Raw genomic sequence first — 23,987 nt, forward strand, 5'->3', positions numbered from 1 at the left:
GGTTCGCAGGCGAAAGGGGTCCACATAGCTTCGCCCGATGTGCCATCGGGCGCAGGCGAACTGCACCCCTGACACATCGGGCGAGAGCAGGGTGGGAACCGGACCGCTACTCGCGGTGATCGCGCACGTCGATGAACCCCTCCATCACCGCGTGGTTGATGCTGTCCCACAGCCGCGGGCATCCGTCCTGAAGGGCGGTGGGCTGCCCCTCCGCGGCCCGGTCGCGAAACGTCGGACACGTCTTCGCCGGGTCGCTCGTCCATTGGACGCTGGTGTGTTTGAGACTGTTCTTGCGCACCAGGACGCAGGTGCCGCAAGTGCGGCACTCGACCTCGTTCATTCCGTCGTCGAGGTAGTTGGCCTTGTCGGCCATCGTCTGCGCATGAATGGCCTCGAGCCGAGCAGGTTGCCCGGCGTAGTCGGGAGCTTTGGCCCATTCGGTCGAGGCACTCATGATCAGACCTGCGCTTCCTTGTTCTCGGAGCCGGCGGTCACCGTCTGCTCCGCGGCCTCTCGCTCGGCCTTCTGCCGGGCCAGGTTCTCCTCCACCTCGTGCTGCCAGGCCTCGTTGGCCTTGGTGGTGTCGACCTCGAACTCGAAACGCTGCGTCATCTTCTCGGTGACGTCGGCGACATCGACGTAGAACTGGTCGTACCACCGTCGCAGCTGGTAGACCGGGCCGTCCTCTTCGCACAGCAGGGGATTGTCGATCTTGGTCTTGTTCTTCCAGATTTCGACGTCCTGCAGGAAGCCCTCGGCGATGCCCTCGGTGAACTTGGCCGCCAACTTGTCGGCGGTGTCGTCGTCGATGCCGGTCGGCTTCTTGACGGTGACGCCGTACTGGAGCATGAACGAATTGTTCGTCACCGGATAGTGGCAGTTGATGAGGACGCTCTCGACCTCGTACCCGCCGTAACTGTTCCACAGCGGATTGATCATGTAGGACGGCCCGTAGTACGCGGCCTCGGAGCGCAACAGCGACTCCATGCCGTACTGCGTCGCCATCCCCACGTCGGGGCGACCCTTCGTGTTGAGGTACTGGGTCGCGATGTGGCCTTCGAAGACGTTCTTGAAGTACGTCGGAAATGCGTAGTGGATGTAGAAGAAGTGCGCCATGTCGACCACGTTGTCGATGATTTCGCGGCAATTGGCGCCTTCGATCAGCATCGAGTTCCAGGTCCAGTCGGTCCATTCGTCGCTGTATGCGCCGTCGATCCGGGGGATGGTCACCTCGTCGGGCGGCGGATTGCCCTCGGGGTCGTTCCAGACGAAGAGCTGCCCGTTCCGCTCCAGCGTGGTCCACGACCGCGTCCGCGCGATCGGCGGCACCCGGCGTGCGTAGGGAATGCTCGTGCACTTGCCGTTGCCGCCCCAGCGCCAGTCGTGGAACGGGCACGCCACGGAATCGCCCTTGACCGAACCCTGGGAGAGGTCACCGCCCATGTGGCGGCAGTAGGCGTCCAGAACTTTCAGTTCGCCTTTGCTGTCGGCGAAGACTACGAGCTTGGTGCCGAAAGCCAGGACCGAATGCGGATTGCCGTCCTTGAATGTCTTGGTCAAGCCGAGGCAGTGCCAACCACGCGCGAAGCGGGTCTGGACAGTGCCTACATCGATCTCGCGAATCTGCGCCATTGTGCCTTCACATCCCTTCATGCTGTCAGTAGAACACGTTATAGAAGTTCCTCACGATCCGCCAGATTTCGAGAGGCTTTCTTCGAGCGCTGAGGCGTCGAACTGCGTCTTTGCCCGAGGCTCGACAGAAATGGGAACGTGTTCTAGTCTCAGAGAGTGAGTGAACCATCGACGAGACAGGAGCGTCCTGTGGGTGACCATGACAGTCACGAGGTGATGCAGCGGCTCGAGGCGCTACTGCCGACACTGCGCGAGCGTGCGCAGGAAACCGAGGATCTACGTCGCATCCCCGACGAATCGATCAAGGCACTCCAGGAGTCCGGCTTCTTCAAACTGCTTCAGCCGGAGCAGTGGGGCGGCTTCCAGGCCGATCCGGTGCTGTTCTACTCCGCGGTGCGGAAGATCGCGAGTGCCTGCGGCTCCACCGGATGGGTCTCGTCGATCATCGGAGTTCACAACTGGCATCTCGGCCTCTTCACCCAGCAGGCGCAGGAAGATGTGTGGGGCAAGGACACCGATGTGCGCATCTCGTCCTCCTACGCCCCGATGGGCGCCGGCCAGGTGGTCGACGGTGGTTACACGGTGAACGGTGCCTGGGCATGGTCGTCCGGGTGTGATCACGCCAGCTGGGCAGTGCTCGGTGGTCCCGTTATCAAGGACGGGCGGCCGGTCGACTTCGGCAGCTTCCTCATTCCCCGCGAGGACTATCGCATCGACGACGTGTGGAACGTGGTGGGACTGAGGGGAACCGGCAGCAACACGGTGGTGGTGAAGGACGTGTTCGTTCCCCGCCACCGCTTCCTGAGTTTCAAGGCGATGAGCAACCTGACAGCCCCCGGGCTCGAGCAGAACACCGCCCCGGTGTACAAAATGCCGTGGGGGACGATTCATCCGACCACGATTTCCGCTCCGATCGTCGGTATGGCCTACGGCGCGTACGACGCACACGTCGAGCATCAGGGCAAGCGTGTCCGCGCAGCATTCGCCGGTGAGAAGGCAAAGGACGATCCGTTCGCCAAGGTCCGGATCGCCGAGGCGTCCAGCGACATCGACGCCGCCTGGCGGCAGCTGTCGGGCAACGTGGCCGACGAGTACGCGTGTCTTCTCGCCGGGCGCGACGTGCCCTTCGAACTCCGTCTCCGCGCGCGACGTGACCAGGTACGCGCCACGGGCCGGGCCATTTCGTCGATCGACAAGCTGTTCGAGAGTTCCGGTGCCACGGCGCTGGCCAACGGCACACCATTGCAACGCTTCTGGCGGGACGCTCATGCCGGACGCGTGCACGCGGCAAATGATCCCGAGCGGGCGTACGTGATGTACGGCACCGGTGAATTCGGTTTGCCGATCACGGACACGATGGTTTAGGAGAGTTGTGACGACGACCGAGGAAGCTCTCACATTCGAGTCCACGTCCAAGTTCGCGCAGGTACGACCCGACCTGAGACTGCACTATCACGAGGCAGGTGTCGGCAACGGCCCCACAATCGTGCTGCTGCACGGCGGCGGACCCGGCGCGTCGTCGTGGTCGAACTTTGCGAGAAACATTCCGGTTCTTGCCGAGAAGTTCCACGTCTTGGCGGTCGATCAACCGGGTTACGGGTTGTCTGACAAGCCCACCGAGCACCCGCAGTATTTCGGGCACAGCGCCTCGGCGCTGAACGATCTGCTCGACACCCTCGACATCAGCGGGCGGGTCCACCTGCTCGGTAATTCCCTCGGTGGCGGTGCCGCCGTGCGGTTCGCTCTCGACTATCCCGATCGCGCAGGACGTCTCGTCCTGATGGGCCCGGGCGGGTTGAGTGTCAACCTGTTCGCCCCCGACCCGACCGAGGGCGTCAAAAACCTCGGTAAGTTCAGCTACGAGCCGACCCGGGAAAACCTCGAGGCCTTCCTGCGCATCATGGTGTTCGATCAGAAATTGATCACCCCCGAATTGATCGAGGAACGTTTCGCCGCAGCGAGTACCCCGGAGTCGCTCGCGGCGGCGAAGGCGATGGGGAAGTCGTTCTCCTCCGCGGGCTTCGAGCAGGGCATGCTGTGGCGGGACGCGTACAAGCTCCGTCAGCGGGTCCTGTTGATCTGGGGACGAGAGGACCGGGTCAATCCGCTCGACGGGGCGCTGGTGGCACTCAAGCTGATTCCGCGTGCGCAACTGCACGTCTTCGGTGGGTGCGGGCACTGGGCGCAGCTCGAGAAGTTCGACGAATTCAACCGATTGGCAGCCGATTTCCTCCTGGACGGGGGCAAGTGATGGGTATTCGGTCACTGGCGTACATGCGTATCGAAGCCACCGACATGGCCGCGTGGCGTGAGTACGGACTCAAAGTTCTGGGCATGGTCGAGGGGAAGGGCAGCGACCCCGATGCCCTGTATCTACGGATGGACGACTTTCCGGCTCGGCTCGTCATCTTCCCCGGCGACCACGACCGACTGTCGGTGTCGGGCTGGGAGACGGCCAATGCCGCGGAGCTGCAAGAGGTCCGCGACAGCTTGTCGGTTGCCGGCGTCGCGTTCAAGGAGGGGACCGTCGAGCAGCTGCAGGACCGCCGAGTCGACGAGCTGATCACCTTCGAGGACCCGTCGGGCAACACACTGGAGGCGTTTCACGGTGCGGCGCTGGAGCACCGCCGCGTGGTCAGCCCCTACGGGCACAAATTCGTGACCGGCGAACAGGGACTCGGCCACGTCGTGCTTTCCACCACCGACGACGACGCCTCGCTGCGCTTCTATCGTGACGTTCTCGGGTTCCGTCTGCGCGACTCCATGCGGTTGCCGCCGCAGATGGTCGGGCGGCCGGCCGACGGGAAACCCGCGTGGCTGCGTTTCTTCGGCTGCAATCCGCGGCATCACAGTCTCGCGTTTCTACCGATGCCCACGCCCAGCGGGATCGTGCACCTCATGATCGAGGTGGAGAACTCCGACGATGTCGGTCTGTGCCTGGATCGAGCACTGCGGAAGAAGGTCAAGATGTCGGCGACCCTCGGCCGCCACGTCAACGACCTCATGCTCTCGTTCTACATGAAGACCCCGGGCGGCTTCGACATCGAATTCGGCTGCGAGGGAAGGCAGGTCGAAGACGAGAGCTGGGTCGCGAGGGAGAGCACGGCGGTCAGTCTGTGGGGCCACGACTTCGGTGTCGGGATGCAGTCGTGAGCGAGGTGACCGGGGACGGGGCCGTCGCGGCCGAGGCGATCGACCCGCGACGGTTCCGCACGGTGCTCGGCCAGTTCTGCACCGGCGTCACCATCATCACGACGATCGACGACGGCGTGCCCGTGGGGTTCGCGTGCCAGTCCTTCGCCGCGCTGTCCCTCGAGCCTCCGCTCGTGTTGTTCTGTCCCACCAAGACGTCGAGGTCGTGGGCGGCCATCGAACGCAGTGGTGTCTTCTGCGTGAACGTGCTCGCCGAGGAGCAGCAGTCGACGTGTGCGCGATTCGGGTCCCGCGACCCGGACAAGTTCGCCGGGATCGACTGGACGGAGTCGCCGCTGGGCTCACCCATTCTCACCGGTTCGCTCGCCCACATCGACTGCACACTCGAGACCGTGCACGACGGTGGCGATCACTGGGTGGTGTTCGGCCGCGTGGCGTCGCTCAGCGAAATCAGGGAGGAGCGACCCCTGCTGTTCTACCGCGGGCAGTACACGGGCATCGAACCCGACAAGACCGTGCCCGCGCCGTGGCGTGACGACCTCGAGGCTTTTCTCACCACGTCGTCGGAAGACACCTGGCTGTAGGGCACTTGCCTTCCCGGGTCACATTCACATCGCGACTCCGATGTATTTGGTTTCGAGGAACTCGTCGATGCCGGTGAGCCCACCTTCGCGGCCCAGCCCGGATTCCTTCACCCCGCCGAACGGTGCCGCCGGGTTGGACACGACTCCCTGGTTGAGGCCCACCATTCCCGTTTCGAGGGCTTCGCTTACTCGCAGACCGCGTTTCAGGTTCTCGGTGTAGACGTAGGCCACCAGCCCGTACGGGGTGTCGTTGGCCCGCTCGATCGCCTCCGCCTCGGTGTCGAAGGTGCTGATCGCGGCCACGGGTCCGAAGATTTCGTTGTGGCACATCTCGGCGTCGTCCGGCACGCCCGTCAAGACGGTTGCCGGGTAGAAGTTGCCGGGGCGGTCTAGTGGTTCGCCACCGGTCAGAACGGAGGCGCCGCGCCCGACCGCGTCCGCGACAAGAGTGCTCACCTTCGCGACCGCCGCCTCGTCGATGAGCGGTCCGACCACGACGCCGTCCTCGGTGCCGCGCCCGACGGGCAGTGCCTCCATCCGCTGTGTGAGCTTGCGCGTGAACTCCTCGGCTACCGAACTGTGCACGAGGATTCGGTTCGCGGCCGTGCAGGCTTGGCCGATGTTGCGCATCTTCGCCGCCATGGCACCGTCGACGGCATCGTCGAGATTTGCGTCGTCGAAGACGAGGAACGGCGCGTTCCCGCCGAGTTCCATCGAAGTGCGCATCACCGTGCGCGCGCACAGTTCGAGGAGGTGCTTGCCCACCGCGGTCGATCCCGTGAACGACAGTTTGCGGGCGCGGCCGTCGAGGATCAGCGGACTGATCACCTCGTCCGGTCGAGAGGTGGTCACCACGTTGACCACACCATCGGGCAGTCCGGCTTCGGTGAGGATGTCGGCGAGGGCGAGGATGGAGAGTGGAGTCTGCGCGGCGGGCTTGATCACCGACGTGCATCCGGCAGCAATGGCCGGCCCGATCTTGCGGGTCCCCATCGCCATGGGGAAGTTCCACGGAGTGATGAGCAGGCTCGGTCCGACGGGCTGCCTGGTCACCACGAATCGCGACCCACCTCCGGGTGCGGTCATGTAACCGCCGTCGATACGGACTGCTTCCTCGGCGAACCACCGGAAGAACTCGGCGGCGTAGGCGATTTCGCCGCGCGCCTCGGTGAGCGGCTTACCCATCTCGAGGGTCATGACGAGGGCGAGCCGATCGGTGTTGTCGAGCAGCAGGCGGTGCGCGTTCATGAGGATGGTGCTGCGTTCGCGGGGAGTGGTGGCGGCCCACGACGGTTGCGCCGCCACCGCTGCGTCGAGCGCCTCGCGGGCCTCCGCGGCGTCGGCGTCGGCGACCGTGCACAGGATCTGTCCGGTCGACGGGTCGTGGACCGGCATGGTGCGGGCGCTGTCACGCCACTTCCCGCCGATGAAGAGACCGGTCTGCACCGAACGAATTGCTACTTCCTCGAGCATGTTTCTTCCCCATTCTCCGTTGCCGAAGTGATGCCGCCCATGATATACAGATTGTCAACAATCTGACAATGCAAACTGCTGCGGCACGATCGGCGGCATCTACGCGTGGGAGGGTTCTCGTGACTCGGTTATCTCCGCTGCTTGCACAAGCCACACCTGTGACGGTCGACCACGGCGAGGGGTGCTACCTCTACGGCACGGACGGCCGCCGTTACCTCGACTTCACCGCGGGAATCGGGGTAACCAGCACCGGCCACTGCCACCCCCACGTGGTCGAGGCTGCCCGCCGGCAGGTCGGCTCGCTCATCCACGGGCAGTACACGACGGTCATGCACCAGCCGTTACTTGAACTCACGGAGCGGCTCGGGGCGGTGCTGCCCGAAAACCTCGACTCGTTGTTCTTCGCGAACTCGGGAAGTGAGGCAGTGGAAGCGTCGCTGCGCCTCGCCCGTCAGTCGACCGGCCGGCCGAACGTGATCGTCTTTCACGGTGGCTTCCACGGCCGCACTGTGGCGACGGCGACGATGACCACCTCGGGTACCCGGTTCTCGGCCGGGTTCAGTCCGCTGATGGGCGGTGTGCACGTTGCCCCGTTCCCCAACGCCTACCGCTACGGCTGGTCGGAGGAAGAAGCCACGGCCTTCGCGCTGAAGGAACTGGACTACATCTTCGCCACGCTCACCGCGCCGAACGAGACCGCGGCATTCGTGGTCGAGCCGGTACTCGGCGAGGGCGGATACGTGCCCGGCAACACGACGTTCTTCCACGGACTGCGCGAGCGCGCCGACCGATACGGAATCCTCCTCGTCATCGACGAAATTCAGACCGGATTCGGCCGCACCGGCAAGTTCTTCGGACACCAGCATTTCGACGTCCAGCCTGACATCATCACCATCGCCAAGGGCCTCGCCAGTGGGTTCCCGTTGTCGGGGATCGCGGCGTCGGCCGAACTCATGGCCAAGGGATGGCCGGGTTCGCAGGGCGGAACGTACGGCGGCAACGCCGTGTCCTGCGCTGCCGCGGTCGCGACGCTCGAGGTGATCGAGAAGGAGGGTCTTGTCACCAACGCTGCGGAGCGCGGGGCGCAGCTCCTCGAGGGTGCTCGCCGCACCGCCGGTGCGGGCGTCGGGGACATTCGGGGACTGGGACTGCTCGTCGGTAGTGAATTCACCGCGCCCGACGGAACACCGGACCGTGCGACGGCGACCGCAGCCCAGCAATTGGCCGCTCGGAAGGGCCTGCTCCTGCTGACCTGCGGCGCCCACATGAACGTGGTACGCATGGTCCCACCGCTCATCGTGTCCGAGCAGCAGGTCGAGGACGCGCTCGCGATCTGGTCCGAGGTGCTCGACGAGATGTAACCCCCTGTGAGTACTTATTAACCGCCCGCGGTTAATAAGTACTCACAGGGGCTACGAAGGAGGAAACGTGGCTCGCTACATCACCATCACTTTGGACAAGCGCGGCGTGACGTGTCGCGCCCGACTTCTCGACGACGACGCCCCGCGCACCTGCGACGCGGTGTGGAACGCGCTTCCGCAGAGTGGGGACGCCTACCATGCCAAGTACGCGCGGAACGAGGTGTACACCCTGATCCCGCGCATCACCGCGGCGCCGCACCGCGAGAACCCCACCGTCACACCGATTCCCGGCGACGTGTGCCTCTTCGACTTCGAGCCCTGGGAGATCGGGAACTCCGCCTACGGGTACGAGCCCGGCTCCGAGGCACACGCCGAACAGGGTGCCACCGACTTGGCGATCTTCTACGGCCGCAACAACCTATTGCTCAACGGTGACGTCGGATGGGTGCCGGGCAATGTGTTCGCCGCCATCGAGGACGGCCTCCCCGAATTGGCGGCGGCGTGCAACGACCTGTGGATGCGCGGAGTCGAAGGCGAAACGATGAGCTTTGCCCGGGCCTGACGTCGCGGGAACCCGATCCGCGGACCTTCCGTACGCATCGCGCCGGGTCAGAAGGGTGCGACGCGCTGTGAAGGTCCGCGGATCGAATTCAGCCCAGCACGTGCTCGGCGAACCGCGCGACTGCGAGTACCAGGTCGTCCGAGTGCCGCGGGCCGACGATCTGCAGCCCGACAGGTAGTCCCGCGGCGGTCTTGCCCACGGGGATGCTGATCGCCGGCTGCTGCGTCAGGTTGAACGGGTAGGAGAACGGGGTCCATTGGGGCCAGCTGGTGAGGTCGCTGCCCGGCGGAACGTCGTGTCCGGCCTCGAATGCGGGGATGGGGACGGTGGGCGTGAGCAGCACGTTGTGCGTGAGGTGGAACTTGCCCATCGTGATGCCGACGTCCGCGGCAACCGCCCGTGCGTCGAGATAGTCGACGGCGCTGAACGTCTCGCCGCGCTCCCACACCCGTGCCAGCCCGGGATCGACCTTGTCCCGCGCGCCTTCGGGGAAGTTCTTCAACATCGCGGCCGCACCGGCCGCCCAGAGGAGCTCGAAAGCGTCGAGGGGGTCGGTGAATCCCGGATCGGCTGCGGTGACCGGAAGACCGGCCGAGTCGAGATACCGGACCGCCCGATCGACGATCGCCCGCACTTCCGGATCGACGGTGACGTAGCCGAGTGTCGGCGAGTAGGCGACACCGAGTCCGACGACGTCGCGGCCGATCTCACCGCGAAAAGTGGTGGGGAAGGGGGCGAGTGACGTGGGGTCGCGGGGGTCGGGCAGCGACATGATGTCCATCAGCAGGGCGGCGTCCTCCACGGTGCGGGTGAGGGGACCGGCGTGTGCCAGCGGCCCGAACGGGCTCGCCGGGAACAGCGGAATCCGCCCGTGTGTGGGTTTGAACCCGACGACCCCGCAGAACGACGCCGGAATGCGCACGCTGCCGCCGCCGTCGGTGCCTACCGAGCAGGGGCCGAGACCGGCTGCCACTGCTGCCGCGCTGCCGCCGGAGGAACCACCGGCCGTCTTGGTCGGATCGGCGGGGTTGCGGGTGATACCGCACAGGGCGCTGTCGGTGACAGCTTTCCACGCGATCTCGGGAGTGGTGGTCTTGCCGAGAAAGACCATCCCGTCTTCGCGGAGCCGGGCGGCGACAGGACTGTCCACGTTCCACGGCTGATCCTCGTCGATCGCCTGGGAACCGCGGAGCGTCGGCCATCCGTCGGTGAGGAAGATGTCCTTGATCGAGATCGGTACGCCGTCGAGCAGGCCCTTGGAGTAGCCGGTGGTCCAGCGCTCCTCCGACTGCTTCGCCTGGGCGAGAGCTCGTTCCGCGTCGACGAGGCAGTACGAATTGATGTCACGGTCACGCTCGGTGATGGCGTCGAGAATCGCCTGCGTTGCCTCTACGGGCGACAGCTCTCCGGACGAGTAGGCCGTGACCAGTTCGACGGCGGTCATGTCGGTGGGATTCATGGAGACTCCTTCATCCTGGACGGTCGGCCCCTGCTTCAGCGGCTCGGGACGTACCCGAGTTGCTTGTCTACGACGTTCTCGAGGGGGTGCCCCGCGACCCATCGTTCGAAGTTGTCGGTGAACACGGTAACCAGCGCATCGCGCCACCCGGCGAAATCACCCGAATTGTGTGGCGTGATCGAGACATTCGGCATGTCCCACAAAGGGTGGTCCGCCGGCAACGGTTCGGAGTCGAACACGTCGAGTGCGGCGCCGGCAATCGTCCCCGACCGCAGCGCCTCGACCAGGTCGTCGGTGCGGACGAGCTCGCCGCGGCCGACGTTGACGAACCGTGCCCCCGGCTTCATCGCCGCGAAAGTCTCGGCGCAGAACATGTGCCGTGTCTGTTCGGTGAGCGGCGCCACTGCGACGACGTAGTCTGCGTCGGCGAGCTGTGCGGGCAGGTCGTCCGCCGGCAGAACGACGCCGAAGTCGGGATCGGATTCGCGCCCCCGGCGCCCCGATCCGCGGACTGTCATTCCGGCAGCGCGGAGCAGCCGGGCCACGGCACGTCCGATGGGACCGGTGCCGACGATCAACGCGGTGCGCCCCGCGATCCGTTCGGACTCCCGGTGTTTCCAGGTGTGGGACTGCTGCAACCGTAACGATCCCGGAAGGTCCTTGGCGAACGAAAGAATCTGCGCCAGTACGTACTCGGCGATGGCGCCGTCGAACACGCCCCGTGAATTGGTGATGGTGACGTCGCTGTCGCGGGCCTCGGGAAACATCACCGGGTCTACCCCGGCGGCGGCGATGTGGAGCCACTGCAGCGAGTCGGCCGCGTGCCAGGCTGCCGGGACGGCGCCGCTCAGGAAGTCGTAGAGGAACAAGACGTCGGCACCGTCGAGCGCGCGAGCCAACCCAGCCTCGTCCGTGTAGCGAACCTCGGCACGCGAGTCGACCGGCGCCATAAGGTCGTTCCGCGGCAGGACCTGCGCATGGAGCACCGCGACGATCGGTTTTCGACTCACGTTGACACCGTAAGAGTAGCTCGTATGATTGTCAACAATCCGAAAAGGCTCAGGCGTTGCCGAAGCGAAGGTGAGGCCCGGTATTGGAACTGAACATTCCCGAATTCGAAGGGCCAATTGCGCAGCGAGGAATCGGCATCATCGCCCCGTTCGACCTGGCGCTCGAACGCGAGCTGTGGCGATGGGCGCCGCTCGAGGTGAGCCTGCACCTCGCGCGCACCCCTTACGAACCGGTTCCGGTGAGCCTGGAGATGGCAGAACTGGTGTCCGAGCGCCGGCATCTCATGACGGCAACCCGTGACGTGATGCACGTGGAACCCGAAGTCGTCGCCTACCTCTGCACGTCCGGGAGTTTCATCAAGGGCATTGCACACGAACGGAAGCTGTGCGACGCCATCTGTCAGGCAGGCGCCCAGCACGCGATCACGACGTCGGGCGCCCTCCTCGAGGCGATCGAACACCTCGAGCTGAGCAAGGTCTCGGTGATCACCCCCTACGACGCGGCGCTGACCGAGCGGCTGCACAGTTTTCTGCACGAGGCGGGAACCGACGTGGTGCGGTCCGATCACCTCGGGCTCGGCGGCGGAATCTGGAAGGTCAACTACCGGACGATCGCCGAACGCATCATCGCCGCCGACGACCCGAAATCGGAAGCCATCTTCGTCAGCTGCACCAATCTTCCCACCTACGACGTGATCGCCCCGCTCGAGGCGGAGCTCGGTAAACCCGTCCTCACCGCCAATCAGCTCACGATCTGGGCATGCCTCGGTCGGATGAAGCTCCCGATGTCCGGACCCGGCAAGTGGCTCCGCAACGTCTTCTGATCCGACCCCCCGACCCCCATAGAGGAGAACGCATGACCCGCTCCCAGGCCCCCACCGTGGGATTCATCTACCCCGACCACGCGGCCGAGGACGACTACCCGTTTGCCGCGGACATGCTCGGGGTGGACCTGCCGGTCGTGCACATCTACGGCACCGACCTGCACGCCGTGCCCGAACTGCTGGACCTCGGCAGTCCCGAGAAGCTCGCCGGCGGCGCCGCCCTCCTTGCTGAGCAGAAGCCGGACGCCGTCGTGTGGGCCTGCACATCGGGCAGCTTCGTCTACGGACCCGACGGCGCGAAGCAGCAGGCCGATGCCCTCGCCGCGGCCACCGGTGTGCCCACGTCCAGCACCAGTTTCGCGTTCGTCCACGCGCTGGCTGCCCTCGGGATCACCCGCGTCGCGGTGGCCGCGAGCTACCCGGAGGACGTTGCGAAGTTGTTCGTCGACTTCCTCGCCGCTGCCGGCGTCGAGGTGCTGTCCATGTCGAGCGCCGGCATCGATACCGCCGCCGAAGTCGGATTGTTGAGCCCGGAGGAAGTGGTCGAGTTGGCGGTCGGAAACGATCACCCGGATTCGGAAGCACTCCTCATCCCCGATACGGCGATGAGGACGCTGGGCGCGCTGAGTACTCTCGAGCAGCGCCTCGGCAAGCCGGTCCTCACGGCAAACCAGGTGACCATCTGGGAAGGCCTGCGCCTCGCGGGCCACACGGCGGTGCATCCGTCGTTAGGAACCTTGTTCGAGAAAGGCCACAGTCATGGCTCTGACTGACTTGGAACCCGTCAGTCGTCAATCGACTGCCGAGTTCATCGCGGATCGACTGCGTGACGCCATCATGAAGGGCGCACTCGAGCCCGGCACGCAGCTGGGGGAGGCGGATCTGGCCGCGCACTTCCAGGTGTCGCGCGGGCCGCTACGCGAGGCCATGCAGAGGCTGGTGTCCGAGGGAATCCTTCACAGCATCCGTCACCGGGGCATCTTCGTGACGGAGCTGACCCTCGACGACGTCGTCGACGTCTATCGGAGCCGATCGGTGATCGAGCGGGGTGCGCTCGAGATGATTTTCGACGACGGGCCGAGGGAGGACGTCTATCGCGCTCTCGAAGCACCTGTCATCGCGATGAAGGCCGCCGCCGAGCGGGGTGACGCGGCCGCCGTATCGGACGCCGACCAGCTGTTTCATCAGGTTCTGGTGGAAAGCGCATCGAGTCCCCGGCTGGTCCGTGCGGCCCGGACCTTGCTGATCGAGACGCGGATGTGCCTAGGCGCCCTGCAGACCACCTATGAGGACATTCGGGAGCAGGCCCAAGAACACGACGAGCTGCGAGAAGCGATCAGAACGGGTACACGTGAAGAGGTGCAGGAATTACTGGCCGAGCATCTCGACGATGCCGTTCAGCGCCTGCGCGCCGATCAGAGGACTTTGTCCTCGTAGAACACCGAAGTAGAGGAACGCGCCGAGGAGGGCATATGACTCAGGTAGCTGAGATCCAGGAACAGACGAACAGCCGCGACCATTACCCGACCCGGATCAGCACCGAGCCGTCCATGATCGCGCGCAGTGAACCTGCTGTATGGGGAACGCCCTCCGACGGCCCCTTCGACGCCGCCGCGCTCGAGCGTCACGAGGCCCGAGGTTTCACCATCGTCGAGAACCTGCTGGGTGCGGACGAGGTCGCCGTCTACCGTGAGGAGCTCGTCCGGCTGTCCCACGACGCGCAGATGCGCGAGAGCGGGCGGGTCATCACCGAACGCGGCACGGACGAGGTCCGTTCCGTTTTCGACGTCCACCGGTGCAGTGCGATGGTCGCCGAACTCGTTCGCGACGGCAGAATCCTCGATCGCGCGCGGCAACTCCTCGGCTCCGACGTCTACATCCACCAAAGCCGGATCAACTCGATGCCCGGTTTCAAGGGCACGGGTTTCTACTGGCATTCCGACTTCGAGACCTGGCACGCCGAGGACGGCCTCCCGATTCCCCGGACGGTCAGCTGTTCGATCACGCTCACCGAAAACTTCCCGTTCAACGGCTCGCTGATGGTGATGCCCGGATCGCACAAGAGTTTCGTCCAGTGTGTAGGCGCCACACCTGAGAACAACTACGCGTCCTCGCTGGTCTCGCAGGAAGTTGGGGTTCCTCGGCGGGAGGATGTGACCGACATGGCCGCGGAGTACGGGATCGAGCAGTTCACCGGCGCTGCGGGCACCGCGCTGTGGTTCGACTCGAACGTGATGCACGGGTCGGGCAACAACATCACGCCGTTCCCGCGGTCGAACATCTTCCTTGTGTTCAACAGCGTCGAGAACACTCTCGTCGAGCCGTTCGCCGCTGCGCGTCCCCGGCCCGACTACATCGCGTCGCGCGACTTCACGCCGCTCGGCTGACGTCGGGTGGGCGGCGACGCGTGCCGGTGCGCGCGTCGCCGCTCACCCGGGCAGCTCGTGCAGGACACGGGCGAGGTGGGCGAGCTCGGGAACCTCGGCAGCCTGATCGAGCGCCGCTTCCAGCGTGGCATCGTGAGTGGGGCGCGCCGCGTCCAAGGCTGCTCGGCCCGCAGGTGTGAGCTCGGTATAGATACCGCGACGGTCGTCGTCGCACAGAATGCGGGTGAGTAGGCCCCGGTTCTCCAATCGATTCACCAACCTGGTGGTGGCACTGCTGCTGAGCGCCGCGGCCCGCGCGAGCTGCGCCATCCGCATATGCCAGCCGTCCTGGCGGTTCAGCGCGTCGAGCACCGTGTATTCGACCACGGAGAGGTCGTGGTCGCGCTGCAGTGCACGTTCGAGCTCCGACTCGAGCAGTCCGTGCAGGGCGGCGAGTGTGCGCCAGCCTTGCGACCGGATCTCGACGGCATCATCGGCGACTGCCACTGACCAACCTCCTGATATTCGGCTCCAGACCGAGAATACCAGCTTGCGCAGATAGAGCGCGTATGCAACTATTTACCACGCGTCTGCAACTACTGCAGGCGCGTGATTAGAGCGCTCGCTCGATTCTCCGAGTCTGTACGAAAGGGGTGGCTGCGATGCCACTGGGCCTACTCGCCCTCGCCATGGGCGGTTTCGGTATCGGACTCACCGAGTTCGTCATCATGGGACTGCTGCCGGAAGTGTCGGCTGACTTCCAGGTCAGCGAATCGGTGGCCGGTTACCTCATCTCCGGCTATGCCATGTCGGTGGCAGTCGGAGCCATCGTCATCACCGCGGCCGTCACACGCTTCGACCGCAAGCGTGTCCTCCAACTACTGATGGTGCTGTTCATCGGCGGAAATCTGCTGTCGGCGCTGGCCCCGACCTACGAGGTCATGATGGCCGGGCGGGTGCTCGCCGCCCTGTGTCACGGCGCGTTCTTCGGCATCGGCTCCGTGCTCGCGGCAGATCTGGTACCCGCGAGCAAGAAGGCGGGCGCCATTGCGACGATGTTCGCCGGACTCACCGTTGCCAACGTTCTCGGAGTCCCCTTCGGTACCTTTCTCGGTCAGCAGTTCGGATGGCGTTCGACCTTCTGGGCCATCACCGTCATCGGTGTGATCGCGCTGATCGGGATCGCGACACTGGTGCCGGCGGTGGATCGTCCGAGCGATCCTGCCTCAGCCGGACTTCGCGGCGAACTGCGCGCCTTCCGCACACCCCAGGTGTGGGTTTCGATCGCCGTCACGATCCTCGGGTTCGGCGGCATGTTCGGTGCCTTCACATACATCGCCTTCACCCTCACCGAGGTCGGTGGATTCGCCTCCACCAGTGTTCCGTGGCTACTCGTCCTCTTCGGTGGCGGTTTGTTCGTCGGCAACTTCCTCGGTGGGCGTGCCGCGGACAAGGCACTGACCCGCACGCTGATCACCATTCTTGCGGTGCTGACCGTGGTCCTCGTCGTTTTCGCTCTCACCGCCGATAACAAGCCCATGACCGTCGCCGCACTGTTTCTGATGGGCGCATTCGGATTTGCGACCGTCCCGGGACTGCAGATGCGCATCATGAACTATGCGAAGGAAGCTCCCACTATGGCGTCCGGCGCGAATATCGCGGCCTTCAACGTGGGGAACGCACTCGGCGCGTGGCTCGGTGGCATGACCATCGCAGCGGGACTCGGATTCACCTCGCCGATCTGGATGGGCGCCGCACTCACGGTGGGTGCTCTCGCTGTTCTCGGTCTTGCCACCGTGCTCGATCGGCGTCCGGTGCGGTCGGAAGATGAGACAGTGTCGACGGTGTCGGTATAACGACACACTTCGGTCAGCCGAGCGGTGGAACAGAATTCGTCTGTCGCGCAAGCTCACTCAGGCGCTGCGCACGGGCAACCTCGGCTGGCGTGAACGGCTCGTCGACAGCCCGTGTGAAGACGAGCATGTCACCGTCACGGGCCGGGATTTCGAGGAACGCCGTGTTGGCGGGGTACTCGTTCGACCGGGTCCGGTCGCTGAACGTGTCGACGTACTGCGCGCCGAGGAGTTCTGCGATAGACAGGGGAAGTTCGGACGGATCGGCCGCCACCCGCGCCGCCAACGTCAACGCCTTGGTCTGGCCGTCGATCAACGCGAGCGCCGAAGCGGGCCAGACGCCGACACCGAGGCCGCCCGCGGACTCGACGGCAGTCGACAGTGCGTCCGGTGACGTGTCCCGGCACGCGCCGACAATCAACTCGTCGAGCGACCCGCCCTCGAGGTGATGGACATGCACCGTGAGGATGTTCGCGTCGAGCTTCGCAAGGTTGTGGGCAAGCGATTCAAGCTGTCCCGGGCGGTCGCTCACCCGGACGCGGATGCGCCAGAGCGACTGTCCGGTCGCGAAATGGCTGTGCTTCCCCTCGGGCGGGCCGTGCAACCACCCGCTGAGCAGTCTCATCGCGGACGGCTCGACGACCCAGATCACCAACACCGTCGTGCTGACGGTGAGCACTGCGACGGTGACGAGGTAGGACACGTGGACATGGATGACCAAGGCATGGAGCACTAGTTCGACGGGAAAGACAGCGCACAGTTTGGCAAGCGCCAGGCGGACGCGGCGGGGGTGCGGGAGCCGACCGCACGCCTCGCACGCGTTGACATGAACTCCGGGTTCTCTCGCGGCATCGTTCATACACACACTGTCGGCGCACCGTGTTGCGACGCCATTTCACCGCACGTCGGTGATGTGACAGAGGGGCGTGAAATACGTTGGGTCACAGGGCCGACGTGGCTGTCGATACAGAACTCCGTTGTCGTGAGCTGGAGCACGGGGTTCCCGGTCAGACTCGTTGCGCGTCACCGAAGGTCATTCGGAGGTTGGGGATGGAAGACGTGACCAACGCCCGTTTCGGGAGGCCGAGCGACCGCAGTTCTTCGGCAATCGGGTGGGTGCCCAGTTTGAGCTCCGCGCCACCTGGCCGGGACCGGACACCACTCGGGTTCATGTCCCAAGTGGTGAACCGGGTGATCCCATCGAGGTGTGAGTACGCCGCGAGGGAGGCACCGGCACCGGAACCGGGAAGCGATATGCCTTTGGCAACGCTCAGCTGAGCGATCAGCCGGCCATCCTGGCTGACCGACGCCCGCTTGACGGAGCTGACGTGATCGACGTCGAAATCGGCCAACACCTTCGGGAAACCCCAAATTCCCCTACCGGCTGCGAGGGTGAACTCGCCGTCGACGGGCAGCCGATGGATCAAGGCACCTGCCCGGCCCTTGGCCAGAGCCTTCACATCCTGTGCGACCGAAGTGCTGTCGGTTCGGTGGTCGCGGACGAGAAAGGTCACGCCGAATTCGTTGTAGGGGCCCAAATCTCCGTCCACGTAGTCGACGAACACCAGCGCGCAGATGCCGCGTCCGGGCCGGAACTGCAGTATCTCGAGGCCGGTGTAGTCGATCAGTTCCTGCGCGGCACCGGTCGGCACCGAGTACATCGCCGTGAATGCCGACGCCTGCCGAATCTCCACCGGCATGTCGACTTGCTTGCCCAGCACCTGATGTGAGTTCACGGCGCGACCACTCCGCGCAGTGCGTCCGCACCGAACATGGGCTCGAACATCGAGCGGAAATCGGGTCCACGCCGCAGCATCTGACCACCATCGACGTTGATGATCTGCCCGGTGATCCACGTGGATTCGGGTCCGAGCAGGAACTTGGCGAGGGCGGCGATATCGGTGACTTCACCGACTCGGGCAATGGGTGTGTTGGCCATGTAGTCGTCGAGAACGGGGCCGCCGTCGGTGATGAGCGCGACGAGATCAGTGCGGGTCAGTCCGGGCCGGATGCAGTTGACGCGCACGTGGGACGCACCCAGTTCGTCCGCGGCGAGTCGGGTGAGGTGGTCGACGCCGGCCTTGGACGGGCCGTAGGCGCCGAACCATCGGTGCGTGTTGCTGCTGGCGATCGAGGAGATGGTCACGATGGATCCACCACCCGCGGCGACGAGGGCACGTGCGGAATGTTTGATCGTCAGCATCGTGCCGGTGACGTTCAGATCCACCGTCCGTCGCCACGCGTCGACGTCGAGCTGCGTCACCGGTCCCACGGTTTCGTTTCCGCCGGCGCAGGCAACGACCCCGTCCAGCTGTCCGGTGCGCTCGCTCGCCTTCGCGACCGCGCGGACGACGTCGTCCTCGGCGGTGACGTCGGCGACGACCGTGTCGACGGTCCCGGGCGGGTTGTCGGCCTCGATCCCGGCCGCCGCGGAGGACAGCTTTTCCTCATTGCGTCCACAAATCGTGATGTGCGCTCCTGCCGCCACCAGCGCCGTGGCGATGCCCAACCCGATGCCGCTTCCGCCGCCGGTGACGAGCACCGACATCTTGGCGAGTCCGCTGTCGCCGTCGTTGTTACCCACGTGCCGACCTCCAGTTGTGAGAACTCGTGTCAATTCCGAGGCGCCGATCAGCGAAAACTTGCCGCTATACCCCTGTGTCATAGTAAGAACACGTTCTATTATCGGGGCACGGTTCGCAGGATTCAATGCTGAGGAGCACGTCGATGGGGAACAGGCCGGAATTCGATCTGATCGACGGGCGGTTCTACTCGGGCGAACTCGGAGATCCGCGGGAGGCATACGCCTGGATGCGCGCCTACGAACCGGTGTACCGCGCGGACGGCATCCTCGGGGCGGCCAGCTACGAAGCGGTGCTCACCGCGGAGCGCGATCCGGAGTTGTTCTCCAACGCGGGCGGGATCAGGCCCGGAGTCGGTCCGCTGCCACAAATGATCGACATGGACGACCCACAGCACCTGCAACATCGTCGCCTGGTCAACGCGGGCTTCACCCGCAAGAAGGTAGAAGCCAAGATCGACCGGATTCGCGAGATCTGCGACCAGTTGATCGATGCGGTGTGCGACAAGGGCGAGGCGGACTTCGTCCGTGATCTGGCGGCCCCGCTACCCATGGCCGTGGTCGGTGACATGCTCGGTGTGCGCCCCGAAGAACGCGACACCTTCCTGCAATGGTCCGACGATCTCATGAATGCACTCGGCAGCAACGTCACCGAAGAAAGCCTGCAGGCCCAGCTGAACGCCTACCTGGCATTCACCGAATTCACGCACCGCACGATCGCCGACCGCCGGAAGAATCCGACGGACGATCTCACCAGCATTCTGGTGCACAGCGAAATCGACGGACACCGCCTCAGCGACGAGGACATCGTCGGAGAGACCCTGCTCATATTGATCGGCGGCGACGAAACCACGCGGCACGTCCTGAGTGGCGGGATGGAGCAGTTGATGCGTCACCCCGATCAGCAGGCGAGTCTGGTGCGCGACCCGGACGGTATTCCGGCGGCCATCGAAGAAATGCTCCGCTGGTCCTCGCCTATCAAGAACATGTGCCGCACGGTGACCCGCGACGCCGACTTCTTCGGCACACAGCTGCGGCGCGGCGAGAAGATGATGTTGCTGTTCGAATCGGCGAACTTCGACGACGCCGTGTTCGACGACCCGAACCGCTTCGACATCGCACGGTCACCGAACCCGCACGTCGCCTTCGGTTTCGGCACCCACTTCTGCCTCGGCAACCAGTTGGCCCGCCTCGAAGCCAGGATCATGTTCGAACAGCTGCTGTCGAGGTTGCCGGACATGACGCTCGTCGACGACGGCCCATTGCGCCGCCGCCCCGCCAACTTCGTGTCCGGGCTGGAGGAGATGCCGGTGAAGTGGTGAGGCGCTTCGCGCCCGTGAGTGGTTAGCGAGTCTCAGGACTCGTTAACCACTCACGGGCGGCGGAGCCGCCTACTCCGGGGCGCCGATGTTCAGCTCGTCCGGGTGGGCGCCGACGCGTGTGCCGTCATCCATCGTCTCGATCTCGCTGAGGTCCTGATCGGTGAGCTCGAAGTCGAAGACGTCGATGTTCTCGGCGATGCGTGCGTCGTGCACCGACTTCGGGATGACGATCAGCCCGTTCTGCAGATGCCAGCGGATCAGGACCTGCGCCGCAGTCTTGCTGTGCCGGTCGCCGATGCGAGTGATGATCGGGTCGGTGAGGAGCGTGTTGGGCTTCGAGTCGCTACCCCAACCGGAGTTGCTGGTGCCGCCCAGCGGGCTCCACGACTCCACCGCGATGCCGTGCTCGGCGCCGTACTTGCGGATGTCGAGCTGCGCGAGATGGGGATGCAGCTCCACCTGGTCGACGGCGGGTACGACACCACCCCGATCGACCAGCAGCTGCAGATGTCGTGGCTCGAAGTTGCACACCCCGATTGCCTTGGCCTTCCCCGATTCGGCGATCTTCTCCATCGCATCCCAGGTGCGCAGGATGCGGTCGTCGTCCTGGAGCGGCCAGTGGATGAGGTAGAGGTCGACGTAGTCGAGGCCGAGCCGGGCGAGGCTGGCGTCGAAAGCCTTCAGCGCCGGCTCGTAGCCCTGGTCGGAATTCCACAGCTTGGTGGTGAGGAAAATATCTTCCCGGTCGACGCCCGAGCCGGAGATGCCGCGCCCGACCCCCTCCTCGTTGCCGTATGCGGCGGCGGTATCGATGTGTCGGTAGCCCGCCTCGTCGATGGCGAACCGGACAGCGTGTTCGGTCTCGTCGTTGGTGGCCTGCCATACTCCCAGGCCGAGCTGCGGGATGGTGGTTCCGGAATTCAGCACGATGTGCGGTACTCGAGGACTCATGGTGTCCAGGCTATCGACTGTGCTGGTGTCCGGCGCGCGGCAAGCCCGGCCTGGCATCATGCGGGGGTGACGCAGATCCGGCTTCTCGCGACCGACCTCGACGGCACCCTGTTGCGCTCGGACCGCGTGATCTCGTCCCGCACTGCACACGCGATGGCGACGGCGCAGCAGTCCGGAATCGAGATCGTCTGGGCAACCGCCCGGGCCCGCCACTCGGTGCACGAACTGGCGCAGTCGTGCGGGTTTCGCGGCCGGGCTATCTGTGCCAACGGGGCAGTGGTCCTCGATCTCGCCGACGGCACCCCCGTGGTGACGGCCACGACGTCGATCGCGATGGCCTCCGCGTCGGCCGCAATGAGCAGGGTGCGGACGCTGCTCCCGGGTGTCGTGTTCGCGAACGTGGGACCCACCCGCTTCGTCGCCGAGCCGGCGTACGCCGCGCTGTGCGACTTCGCCGACCACCATCGGCACCCCCACGACATGTCGCTGTCCGAGCTGCTGCCCGACCTGGACGAGCCGATGGTGAAGATCGTCGCCCGACACCCGGAGGTGTCGAGTTCGGACGTGTACCGGAAGGCGCTGTCCGCCGGCGTCGACGGTGTCGAGCTGACACATTCCGGCGCGCCGTACGTCGAAATGGCCGCATCGGGTGTGTCGAAGGCCAGTGCACTCGCCGAACTGTGCGCAGTCGACGGAATCGGAGCGTCCGAGGTGGCCGTCGTGGGTGATGCGATCAACGACCTGCCCATGCTGGCCTGGGCAGGGACGGCACTGTGCCCGTCGAACGCCATAGCCGAGGTTCAGGCGCTGGCCGACCGTGTGCTGCCGAGCAACGACGAGGACGCGGTCGCCACGTACCTGGAGGAGCTGGTAGGCGCTTCGCCCCCGTGAGTGGTTAACGAGTCCACCGTCTTCGATGGATGGACTGGCTATTTGTTTCCTGGGGCTCTACGACGTCAACACCTTCTAGTCGAAGCCGAGAAGAAAGACGATCTGCGCAAGGTCGGCTACTCGAGAGAGCTCGAGTCGACCCGTAAATCGTGGTTGGACTCCTGGTCGAAACCGCACCGAATTCCACTTGGAAAATCGGCTGTATCGAAGGGAACCACAACGCGGTTCGCTGACCTCTGGCCTGGGCGATCGGGATGAACGCATGCCGGCTCGGGCAACAGGAGTGGTCCTGTTGCAGAGTCGGCAAGTGTGTGTCGCGCCTCGGGGGTCAGGCCGCTCGGGGCCGGGCCTGGTTGTGCGCGGGTATGGGTGTGCGTTCCCGGTCGAGTTGCCGGGGCGGGATGAAGGCGGGGTGCCGGTCTGCTCCGATTTCGATTTCCCAGTCGCTGTGGTGGAGCAGTCGGTGATGGAACCCGCAGAGCAGCACGAGGTTGTCCATGTCGGATGGCCCACCTGCAGACCAGGGAATGATGTGATGGCCCTCGCACCATGACGGTGGCGCACCGCATCCGGGGAATGCGCATCCTCGATCTCTCGCGACCAGTGCTTTTCGTTGCCGTTTGGTCACGGTCCGGGTGGTGGTGCCGAGGTCGAGTGGCGCCCCGTGGTCGTCGAGCACGATCGGCGTGAAGATCGAGTCACAGCTGAGGAGCCGAGCCGCTCGCAGGCTCAGCGGTCCCATCCATTCGGTCCACGCGACCCCATCGACCGCGAACAGCGACGCGTCGGTCGCGCAGACGCCGCGCTGATCCTCTGCGCTGCCGCCGGCGTGGTCGGCGAGGTCTTTGATGTTGATGTGGAGGGAGACGTGGGGTCGTTCTCCGCCTTCTTCGCCGGCGATTGCGGAGTTGAGGTACCGGCGCAGCAGTTCGGTGAACCCGGCGGCCCTGCGCTGGCCGGGGGTGCGGTTGTCTGTGGTTCCGTCCTGCGCGGGTCGCGGCTTGGAGAGTCCGGAGAGCGCGGAGAGCAGCATTTCGCCGGTGACGGCGTCGAGGTCGCCTTTGACGGCGACGCGTCCGTTGAGTGTTCGGGAGGCGTGGAATTCGTTGAGTTCGGTGTCTTCGGCGGGCGGCGGGTCGTCGGATTCGAAGGCGCGTTCGAGTCGAGCGATGACGGCCCGCACGGCGTCGGTGTTGGCGGTAGGACCGCTCGCCGCGTACAGCAATGCGGTTCGGCAGTCGTCCATCGCTTCGAGTGGCATGCCTTGGGGCGGTCTCTCGCAGAATTTCATGATCAGTGCGGTGTGCTCCGCCGACATCGTGGTGTCGAAGTATGCGTCCGCGATTTCCGGTTGGGAACGTAACCCTCGTCCCAACATCACGATTCGTCCCGCCGCCCCGACCTCGAGCAATGTTGTGGAGGCCAGCCACATCTTGGTGTTCGGAAAGCCGAGCACATCGACATTGCAGCGGTGGTCGACGGCACCGACGAGCCTGACGCGCAAAGCCTCGAGTCGCTGAATCTCCTCCGACACAGCAACCACCGATTCGAGCAACTCGGCCTCGGCCAGATGCCACGCATCACCGACCGCAGTCGCCAGAATCTCGTCCGGCAACGCCCCCTGGATATCCTCCCCGATCCCCATGATTCAATTCTAGCTCGAACGTTTGTTCGAGTCAATGGCTTGCCAATCCCGCCCAACCGCATCATCGTCAAGAGGACATGGCGGCATGGCAGCTACCGGGGTGGTCCGTAGCTGGAACATCGGGGGATGCAGGGCATCATCGATTCCGACGCCACCCCCGGTGGCGCGTGGACGCATTTCAGCGACGTCGCCGGCCCAGGTTTCCGTTCGCTGACGCCAGGACAGCACGTCACCTTCGAGCCCGAGAGAGTGGTCAGCGGGACGCAGGACGGCTACCACCATCGTGCTCTGGACGTTCGGAAAGCAGAGTAGATCTGCTC

25 protein-coding genes are annotated in these 23,987 nt (G+C 65.1%); 14 read left to right on the forward strand and 11 right to left on the reverse strand.

The genetic code is table 11. The annotated features are described in order from the left end of the window. Positions 1–106: 106 nt before the first annotated feature. Both CBI38_RS04190 and CBI38_RS04195 read right to left on the reverse strand, forming a co-directional pair. A complete protein-coding gene (locus CBI38_RS04190; RefSeq protein ID WP_109326653.1) occupies positions 107–454 on the reverse strand; it encodes a hypothetical protein in 348 nt (115 codons plus the stop codon). 2 nt (positions 455–456) lie between these two features. Then, positions 457–1,632, reverse strand: coding sequence for a Rieske 2Fe-2S domain-containing protein (locus CBI38_RS04195; protein WP_109334847.1), 1,176 nt, complete (start codon positions 1,630–1,632; stop codon positions 457–459). A 216-nt stretch (positions 1,633–1,848) separates the two neighbouring features. Here CBI38_RS04195 and hsaA point away from each other — a divergent pair, with 216 nt between their 5' ends. The 4 genes from hsaA to hsaB are packed head-to-tail and all read left to right on the forward strand — an operon-like array spanning position 1,849 to position 5,369. Beyond that, positions 1,849–2,997 (forward strand): 3-hydroxy-9,10-secoandrosta-1,3,5(10)-triene-9,17-dione monooxygenase oxygenase subunit, encoded by a 1,149-nt coding sequence (gene hsaA, locus CBI38_RS04200; RefSeq protein WP_201453588.1) that lies wholly within the window; start codon positions 1,849–1,851, stop codon positions 2,995–2,997. A gap of 7 nt (positions 2,998–3,004) precedes the next feature. After that, entirely contained in the window at positions 3,005–3,883 is an 879-nt protein-coding gene (gene hsaD, locus CBI38_RS04205) for a 4,5:9,10-diseco-3-hydroxy-5,9,17-trioxoandrosta-1(10),2-diene-4-oate hydrolase (protein WP_109326656.1), read from the forward strand. Continuing rightward, positions 3,883–4,785, forward strand: a complete 903-nt coding sequence (hsaC, locus tag CBI38_RS04210) for an iron-dependent extradiol dioxygenase HsaC (RefSeq protein ID WP_109326664.1) — start codon at positions 3,883–3,885, stop codon at positions 4,783–4,785. The genes hsaD and hsaC overlap by 1 nt, the downstream gene beginning before the upstream one ends. Continuing rightward, on the forward strand, positions 4,782–5,369 hold the full coding sequence (hsaB, locus tag CBI38_RS04215; RefSeq protein WP_109326665.1) for a 3-hydroxy-9,10-secoandrosta-1,3,5(10)-triene-9,17-dione monooxygenase reductase subunit: 588 nt from the start codon (positions 4,782–4,784) through the stop codon (positions 5,367–5,369). Before hsaC ends, hsaB begins: the two co-directional genes overlap by 4 nt. A gap of 24 nt (positions 5,370–5,393) precedes the next feature. Here hsaB and CBI38_RS04220 read toward each other — a convergent pair whose 3' ends face one another. Then, complete coding sequence (locus CBI38_RS04220; RefSeq protein ID WP_109326667.1) at positions 5,394–6,842, reverse strand: NAD-dependent succinate-semialdehyde dehydrogenase; 1,449 nt, start codon at positions 6,840–6,842, stop codon at positions 5,394–5,396. A gap of 119 nt (positions 6,843–6,961) precedes the next feature. Between CBI38_RS04220 and CBI38_RS04225 the strand changes: the two genes are divergently transcribed. Continuing rightward, positions 6,962–8,203, forward strand: a complete 1,242-nt coding sequence (locus CBI38_RS04225) for an aspartate aminotransferase family protein (RefSeq protein ID WP_109326668.1) — start codon at positions 6,962–6,964, stop codon at positions 8,201–8,203. 67 nt (positions 8,204–8,270) lie between these two features. After that, entirely contained in the window at positions 8,271–8,765 is a 495-nt protein-coding gene (locus tag CBI38_RS04230) for a DUF3830 family protein (protein ID WP_109326674.1), read from the forward strand. Between the two features lie 88 nt (positions 8,766–8,853). On the opposite strand, the gene CBI38_RS04235 is transcribed toward CBI38_RS04230, so the two are convergent. After that, positions 8,854–10,224: an amidase gene (locus tag CBI38_RS04235; RefSeq protein ID WP_109326675.1), complete on the reverse strand. Its 1,371-nt coding sequence runs from the start codon at positions 10,222–10,224 to the stop codon at positions 8,854–8,856. A gap of 35 nt (positions 10,225–10,259) precedes the next feature. Continuing rightward, on the reverse strand, positions 10,260–11,234 hold the full coding sequence (locus CBI38_RS04240) for a D-2-hydroxyacid dehydrogenase (protein WP_109326676.1): 975 nt from the start codon (positions 11,232–11,234) through the stop codon (positions 10,260–10,262). 83 nt (positions 11,235–11,317) lie between these two features. Between CBI38_RS04240 and CBI38_RS04245 the strand changes: the two genes are divergently transcribed. The 4 genes from CBI38_RS04245 to thpD are packed head-to-tail and all read left to right on the forward strand — an operon-like array spanning position 11,318 to position 14,445. Further along, positions 11,318–12,058: a maleate cis-trans isomerase family protein gene (locus CBI38_RS04245; RefSeq protein ID WP_109326677.1), complete on the forward strand. Its 741-nt coding sequence runs from the start codon at positions 11,318–11,320 to the stop codon at positions 12,056–12,058. A gap of 32 nt (positions 12,059–12,090) precedes the next feature. Further along, positions 12,091–12,831, forward strand: a complete 741-nt coding sequence (locus CBI38_RS04250) for a maleate cis-trans isomerase family protein (protein WP_109326678.1) — start codon at positions 12,091–12,093, stop codon at positions 12,829–12,831. After that, entirely contained in the window at positions 12,818–13,495 is a 678-nt protein-coding gene (locus tag CBI38_RS04255) for a GntR family transcriptional regulator (protein ID WP_109334848.1), read from the forward strand. The genes CBI38_RS04250 and CBI38_RS04255 overlap by 14 nt, the downstream gene beginning before the upstream one ends. A gap of 35 nt (positions 13,496–13,530) precedes the next feature. Beyond that, positions 13,531–14,445: an ectoine hydroxylase gene (gene thpD / locus CBI38_RS04260; RefSeq protein WP_109326679.1), complete on the forward strand. Its 915-nt coding sequence runs from the start codon at positions 13,531–13,533 to the stop codon at positions 14,443–14,445. Positions 14,446–14,487: 42 nt separating this feature from the next. On the opposite strand, the gene CBI38_RS04265 is transcribed toward thpD, so the two are convergent. After that, positions 14,488–14,931: a MarR family winged helix-turn-helix transcriptional regulator gene (locus CBI38_RS04265; protein ID WP_109326680.1), complete on the reverse strand. Its 444-nt coding sequence runs from the start codon at positions 14,929–14,931 to the stop codon at positions 14,488–14,490. Between the two features lie 155 nt (positions 14,932–15,086). Between CBI38_RS04265 and CBI38_RS04270 the strand changes: the two genes are divergently transcribed. Continuing rightward, a complete protein-coding gene (locus tag CBI38_RS04270; protein WP_109326681.1) occupies positions 15,087–16,280 on the forward strand; it encodes an MFS transporter in 1,194 nt (397 codons plus the stop codon). Between the two features lie 13 nt (positions 16,281–16,293). Here CBI38_RS04270 and CBI38_RS04275 read toward each other — a convergent pair whose 3' ends face one another. From CBI38_RS04275 to CBI38_RS04285, 3 genes are all read right to left on the reverse strand, one after another. Beyond that, complete coding sequence (locus CBI38_RS04275; protein ID WP_109326682.1) at positions 16,294–17,136, reverse strand: amino acid-binding protein; 843 nt, start codon at positions 17,134–17,136, stop codon at positions 16,294–16,296. A gap of 148 nt (positions 17,137–17,284) precedes the next feature. Continuing rightward, positions 17,285–18,013, reverse strand: a complete 729-nt coding sequence (locus CBI38_RS04280; RefSeq protein WP_109326684.1) for an acetoacetate decarboxylase family protein — start codon at positions 18,011–18,013, stop codon at positions 17,285–17,287. Further along, positions 18,010–18,825, reverse strand: a complete 816-nt coding sequence (locus CBI38_RS04285; protein ID WP_230990202.1) for an SDR family oxidoreductase — start codon at positions 18,823–18,825, stop codon at positions 18,010–18,012. The genes CBI38_RS04280 and CBI38_RS04285 overlap by 4 nt, the downstream gene beginning before the upstream one ends. A 179-nt stretch (positions 18,826–19,004) precedes the next feature. On the opposite strand from CBI38_RS04285, the gene CBI38_RS04290 reads away from it, so the two are divergent. Further along, entirely contained in the window at positions 19,005–20,180 is a 1,176-nt protein-coding gene (locus CBI38_RS04290; RefSeq protein WP_109326686.1) for a cytochrome P450, read from the forward strand. Between the two features lie 69 nt (positions 20,181–20,249). On the opposite strand, the gene CBI38_RS04295 is transcribed toward CBI38_RS04290, so the two are convergent. Then, on the reverse strand, positions 20,250–21,131 hold the full coding sequence (locus tag CBI38_RS04295) for an aldo/keto reductase (RefSeq protein WP_109326687.1): 882 nt from the start codon (positions 21,129–21,131) through the stop codon (positions 20,250–20,252). Positions 21,132–21,197: 66 nt separating this feature from the next. Between CBI38_RS04295 and CBI38_RS04300 the strand changes: the two genes are divergently transcribed. Further along, positions 21,198–22,022 carry an HAD family hydrolase gene (locus CBI38_RS04300; protein ID WP_109326690.1) on the forward strand — a complete coding sequence of 275 codons (825 nt, stop codon included), beginning with the start codon at positions 21,198–21,200 and terminating at the stop codon, positions 22,020–22,022. Positions 22,023–22,350: 328 nt separating this feature from the next. On the opposite strand, the gene CBI38_RS04305 is transcribed toward CBI38_RS04300, so the two are convergent. Continuing rightward, the gene (locus CBI38_RS04305) at positions 22,351–23,667 is read right to left on the reverse strand and encodes an HNH endonuclease signature motif containing protein (RefSeq protein ID WP_109326691.1); all 1,317 of its coding nucleotides are present in this window, start codon (positions 23,665–23,667) and stop codon (positions 22,351–22,353) included. A 126-nt stretch (positions 23,668–23,793) separates the two neighbouring features. Here CBI38_RS04305 and CBI38_RS04310 point away from each other — a divergent pair, with 126 nt between their 5' ends. Then, positions 23,794–23,979: a cold-shock protein gene (locus CBI38_RS04310; RefSeq protein WP_109326692.1), complete on the forward strand. Its 186-nt coding sequence runs from the start codon at positions 23,794–23,796 to the stop codon at positions 23,977–23,979. Positions 23,980–23,987: the final 8 nt, after the last annotated feature.

This window comes from Rhodococcus oxybenzonivorans (assembly GCF_003130705.1).
GTDB classification, from domain to species: Bacteria; Actinomycetota; Actinomycetes; order Mycobacteriales; family Mycobacteriaceae; genus Rhodococcus_F; species Rhodococcus_F oxybenzonivorans.

Excerpts from the sequence above, each read along its gene's own strand:
- CBI38_RS04255 (WP_109334848.1), top strand. The coding sequence starts at position 12,818 with ATGGCTCTGACTGACTTGGAACCCGTCAGTCGTCAATCGACTGCCGAG.
- CBI38_RS04195 (WP_109334847.1), bottom strand. The coding sequence starts at position 1,632 with ATGGCGCAGATTCGCGAGATCGATGTAGGCACTGTCCAGACCCGCTTC.
- hsaA (WP_201453588.1), top strand. The coding sequence starts at position 1,849 with ATGCAGCGGCTCGAGGCGCTACTGCCGACACTGCGCGAGCGTGCGCAG.
- CBI38_RS04295 (WP_109326687.1), bottom strand. The coding sequence starts at position 21,131 with ATGAGTCCTCGAGTACCGCACATCGTGCTGAATTCCGGAACCACCATC.
- CBI38_RS04235 (WP_109326675.1), bottom strand. The coding sequence starts at position 10,224 with ATGAATCCCACCGACATGACCGCCGTCGAACTGGTCACGGCCTACTCG.
- CBI38_RS04310 (WP_109326692.1), top strand. The coding sequence starts at position 23,794 with ATGCAGGGCATCATCGATTCCGACGCCACCCCCGGTGGCGCGTGGACG.
- CBI38_RS04285 (WP_230990202.1), bottom strand. The coding sequence starts at position 18,825 with ATGTCGGTGCTCGTCACCGGCGGCGGAAGCGGCATCGGGTTGGGCATC.
- CBI38_RS04270 (WP_109326681.1), top strand. The coding sequence starts at position 15,087 with ATGCCACTGGGCCTACTCGCCCTCGCCATGGGCGGTTTCGGTATCGGA.
- CBI38_RS04305 (WP_109326691.1), bottom strand. The coding sequence starts at position 23,667 with ATGGGGATCGGGGAGGATATCCAGGGGGCGTTGCCGGACGAGATTCTG.
- CBI38_RS04190 (WP_109326653.1), bottom strand. The coding sequence starts at position 454 with ATGAGTGCCTCGACCGAATGGGCCAAAGCTCCCGACTACGCCGGGCAA.
- CBI38_RS04250 (WP_109326678.1), top strand. The coding sequence starts at position 12,091 with ATGACCCGCTCCCAGGCCCCCACCGTGGGATTCATCTACCCCGACCAC.
- hsaC (WP_109326664.1), top strand. The coding sequence starts at position 3,883 with ATGGGTATTCGGTCACTGGCGTACATGCGTATCGAAGCCACCGACATG.
- CBI38_RS04275 (WP_109326682.1), bottom strand. The coding sequence starts at position 17,136 with ATGAACGATGCCGCGAGAGAACCCGGAGTTCATGTCAACGCGTGCGAG.
- CBI38_RS04220 (WP_109326667.1), bottom strand. The coding sequence starts at position 6,842 with ATGCTCGAGGAAGTAGCAATTCGTTCGGTGCAGACCGGTCTCTTCATC.
- thpD (WP_109326679.1), top strand. The coding sequence starts at position 13,531 with ATGACTCAGGTAGCTGAGATCCAGGAACAGACGAACAGCCGCGACCAT.
- CBI38_RS04290 (WP_109326686.1), top strand. The coding sequence starts at position 19,005 with ATGGGGAACAGGCCGGAATTCGATCTGATCGACGGGCGGTTCTACTCG.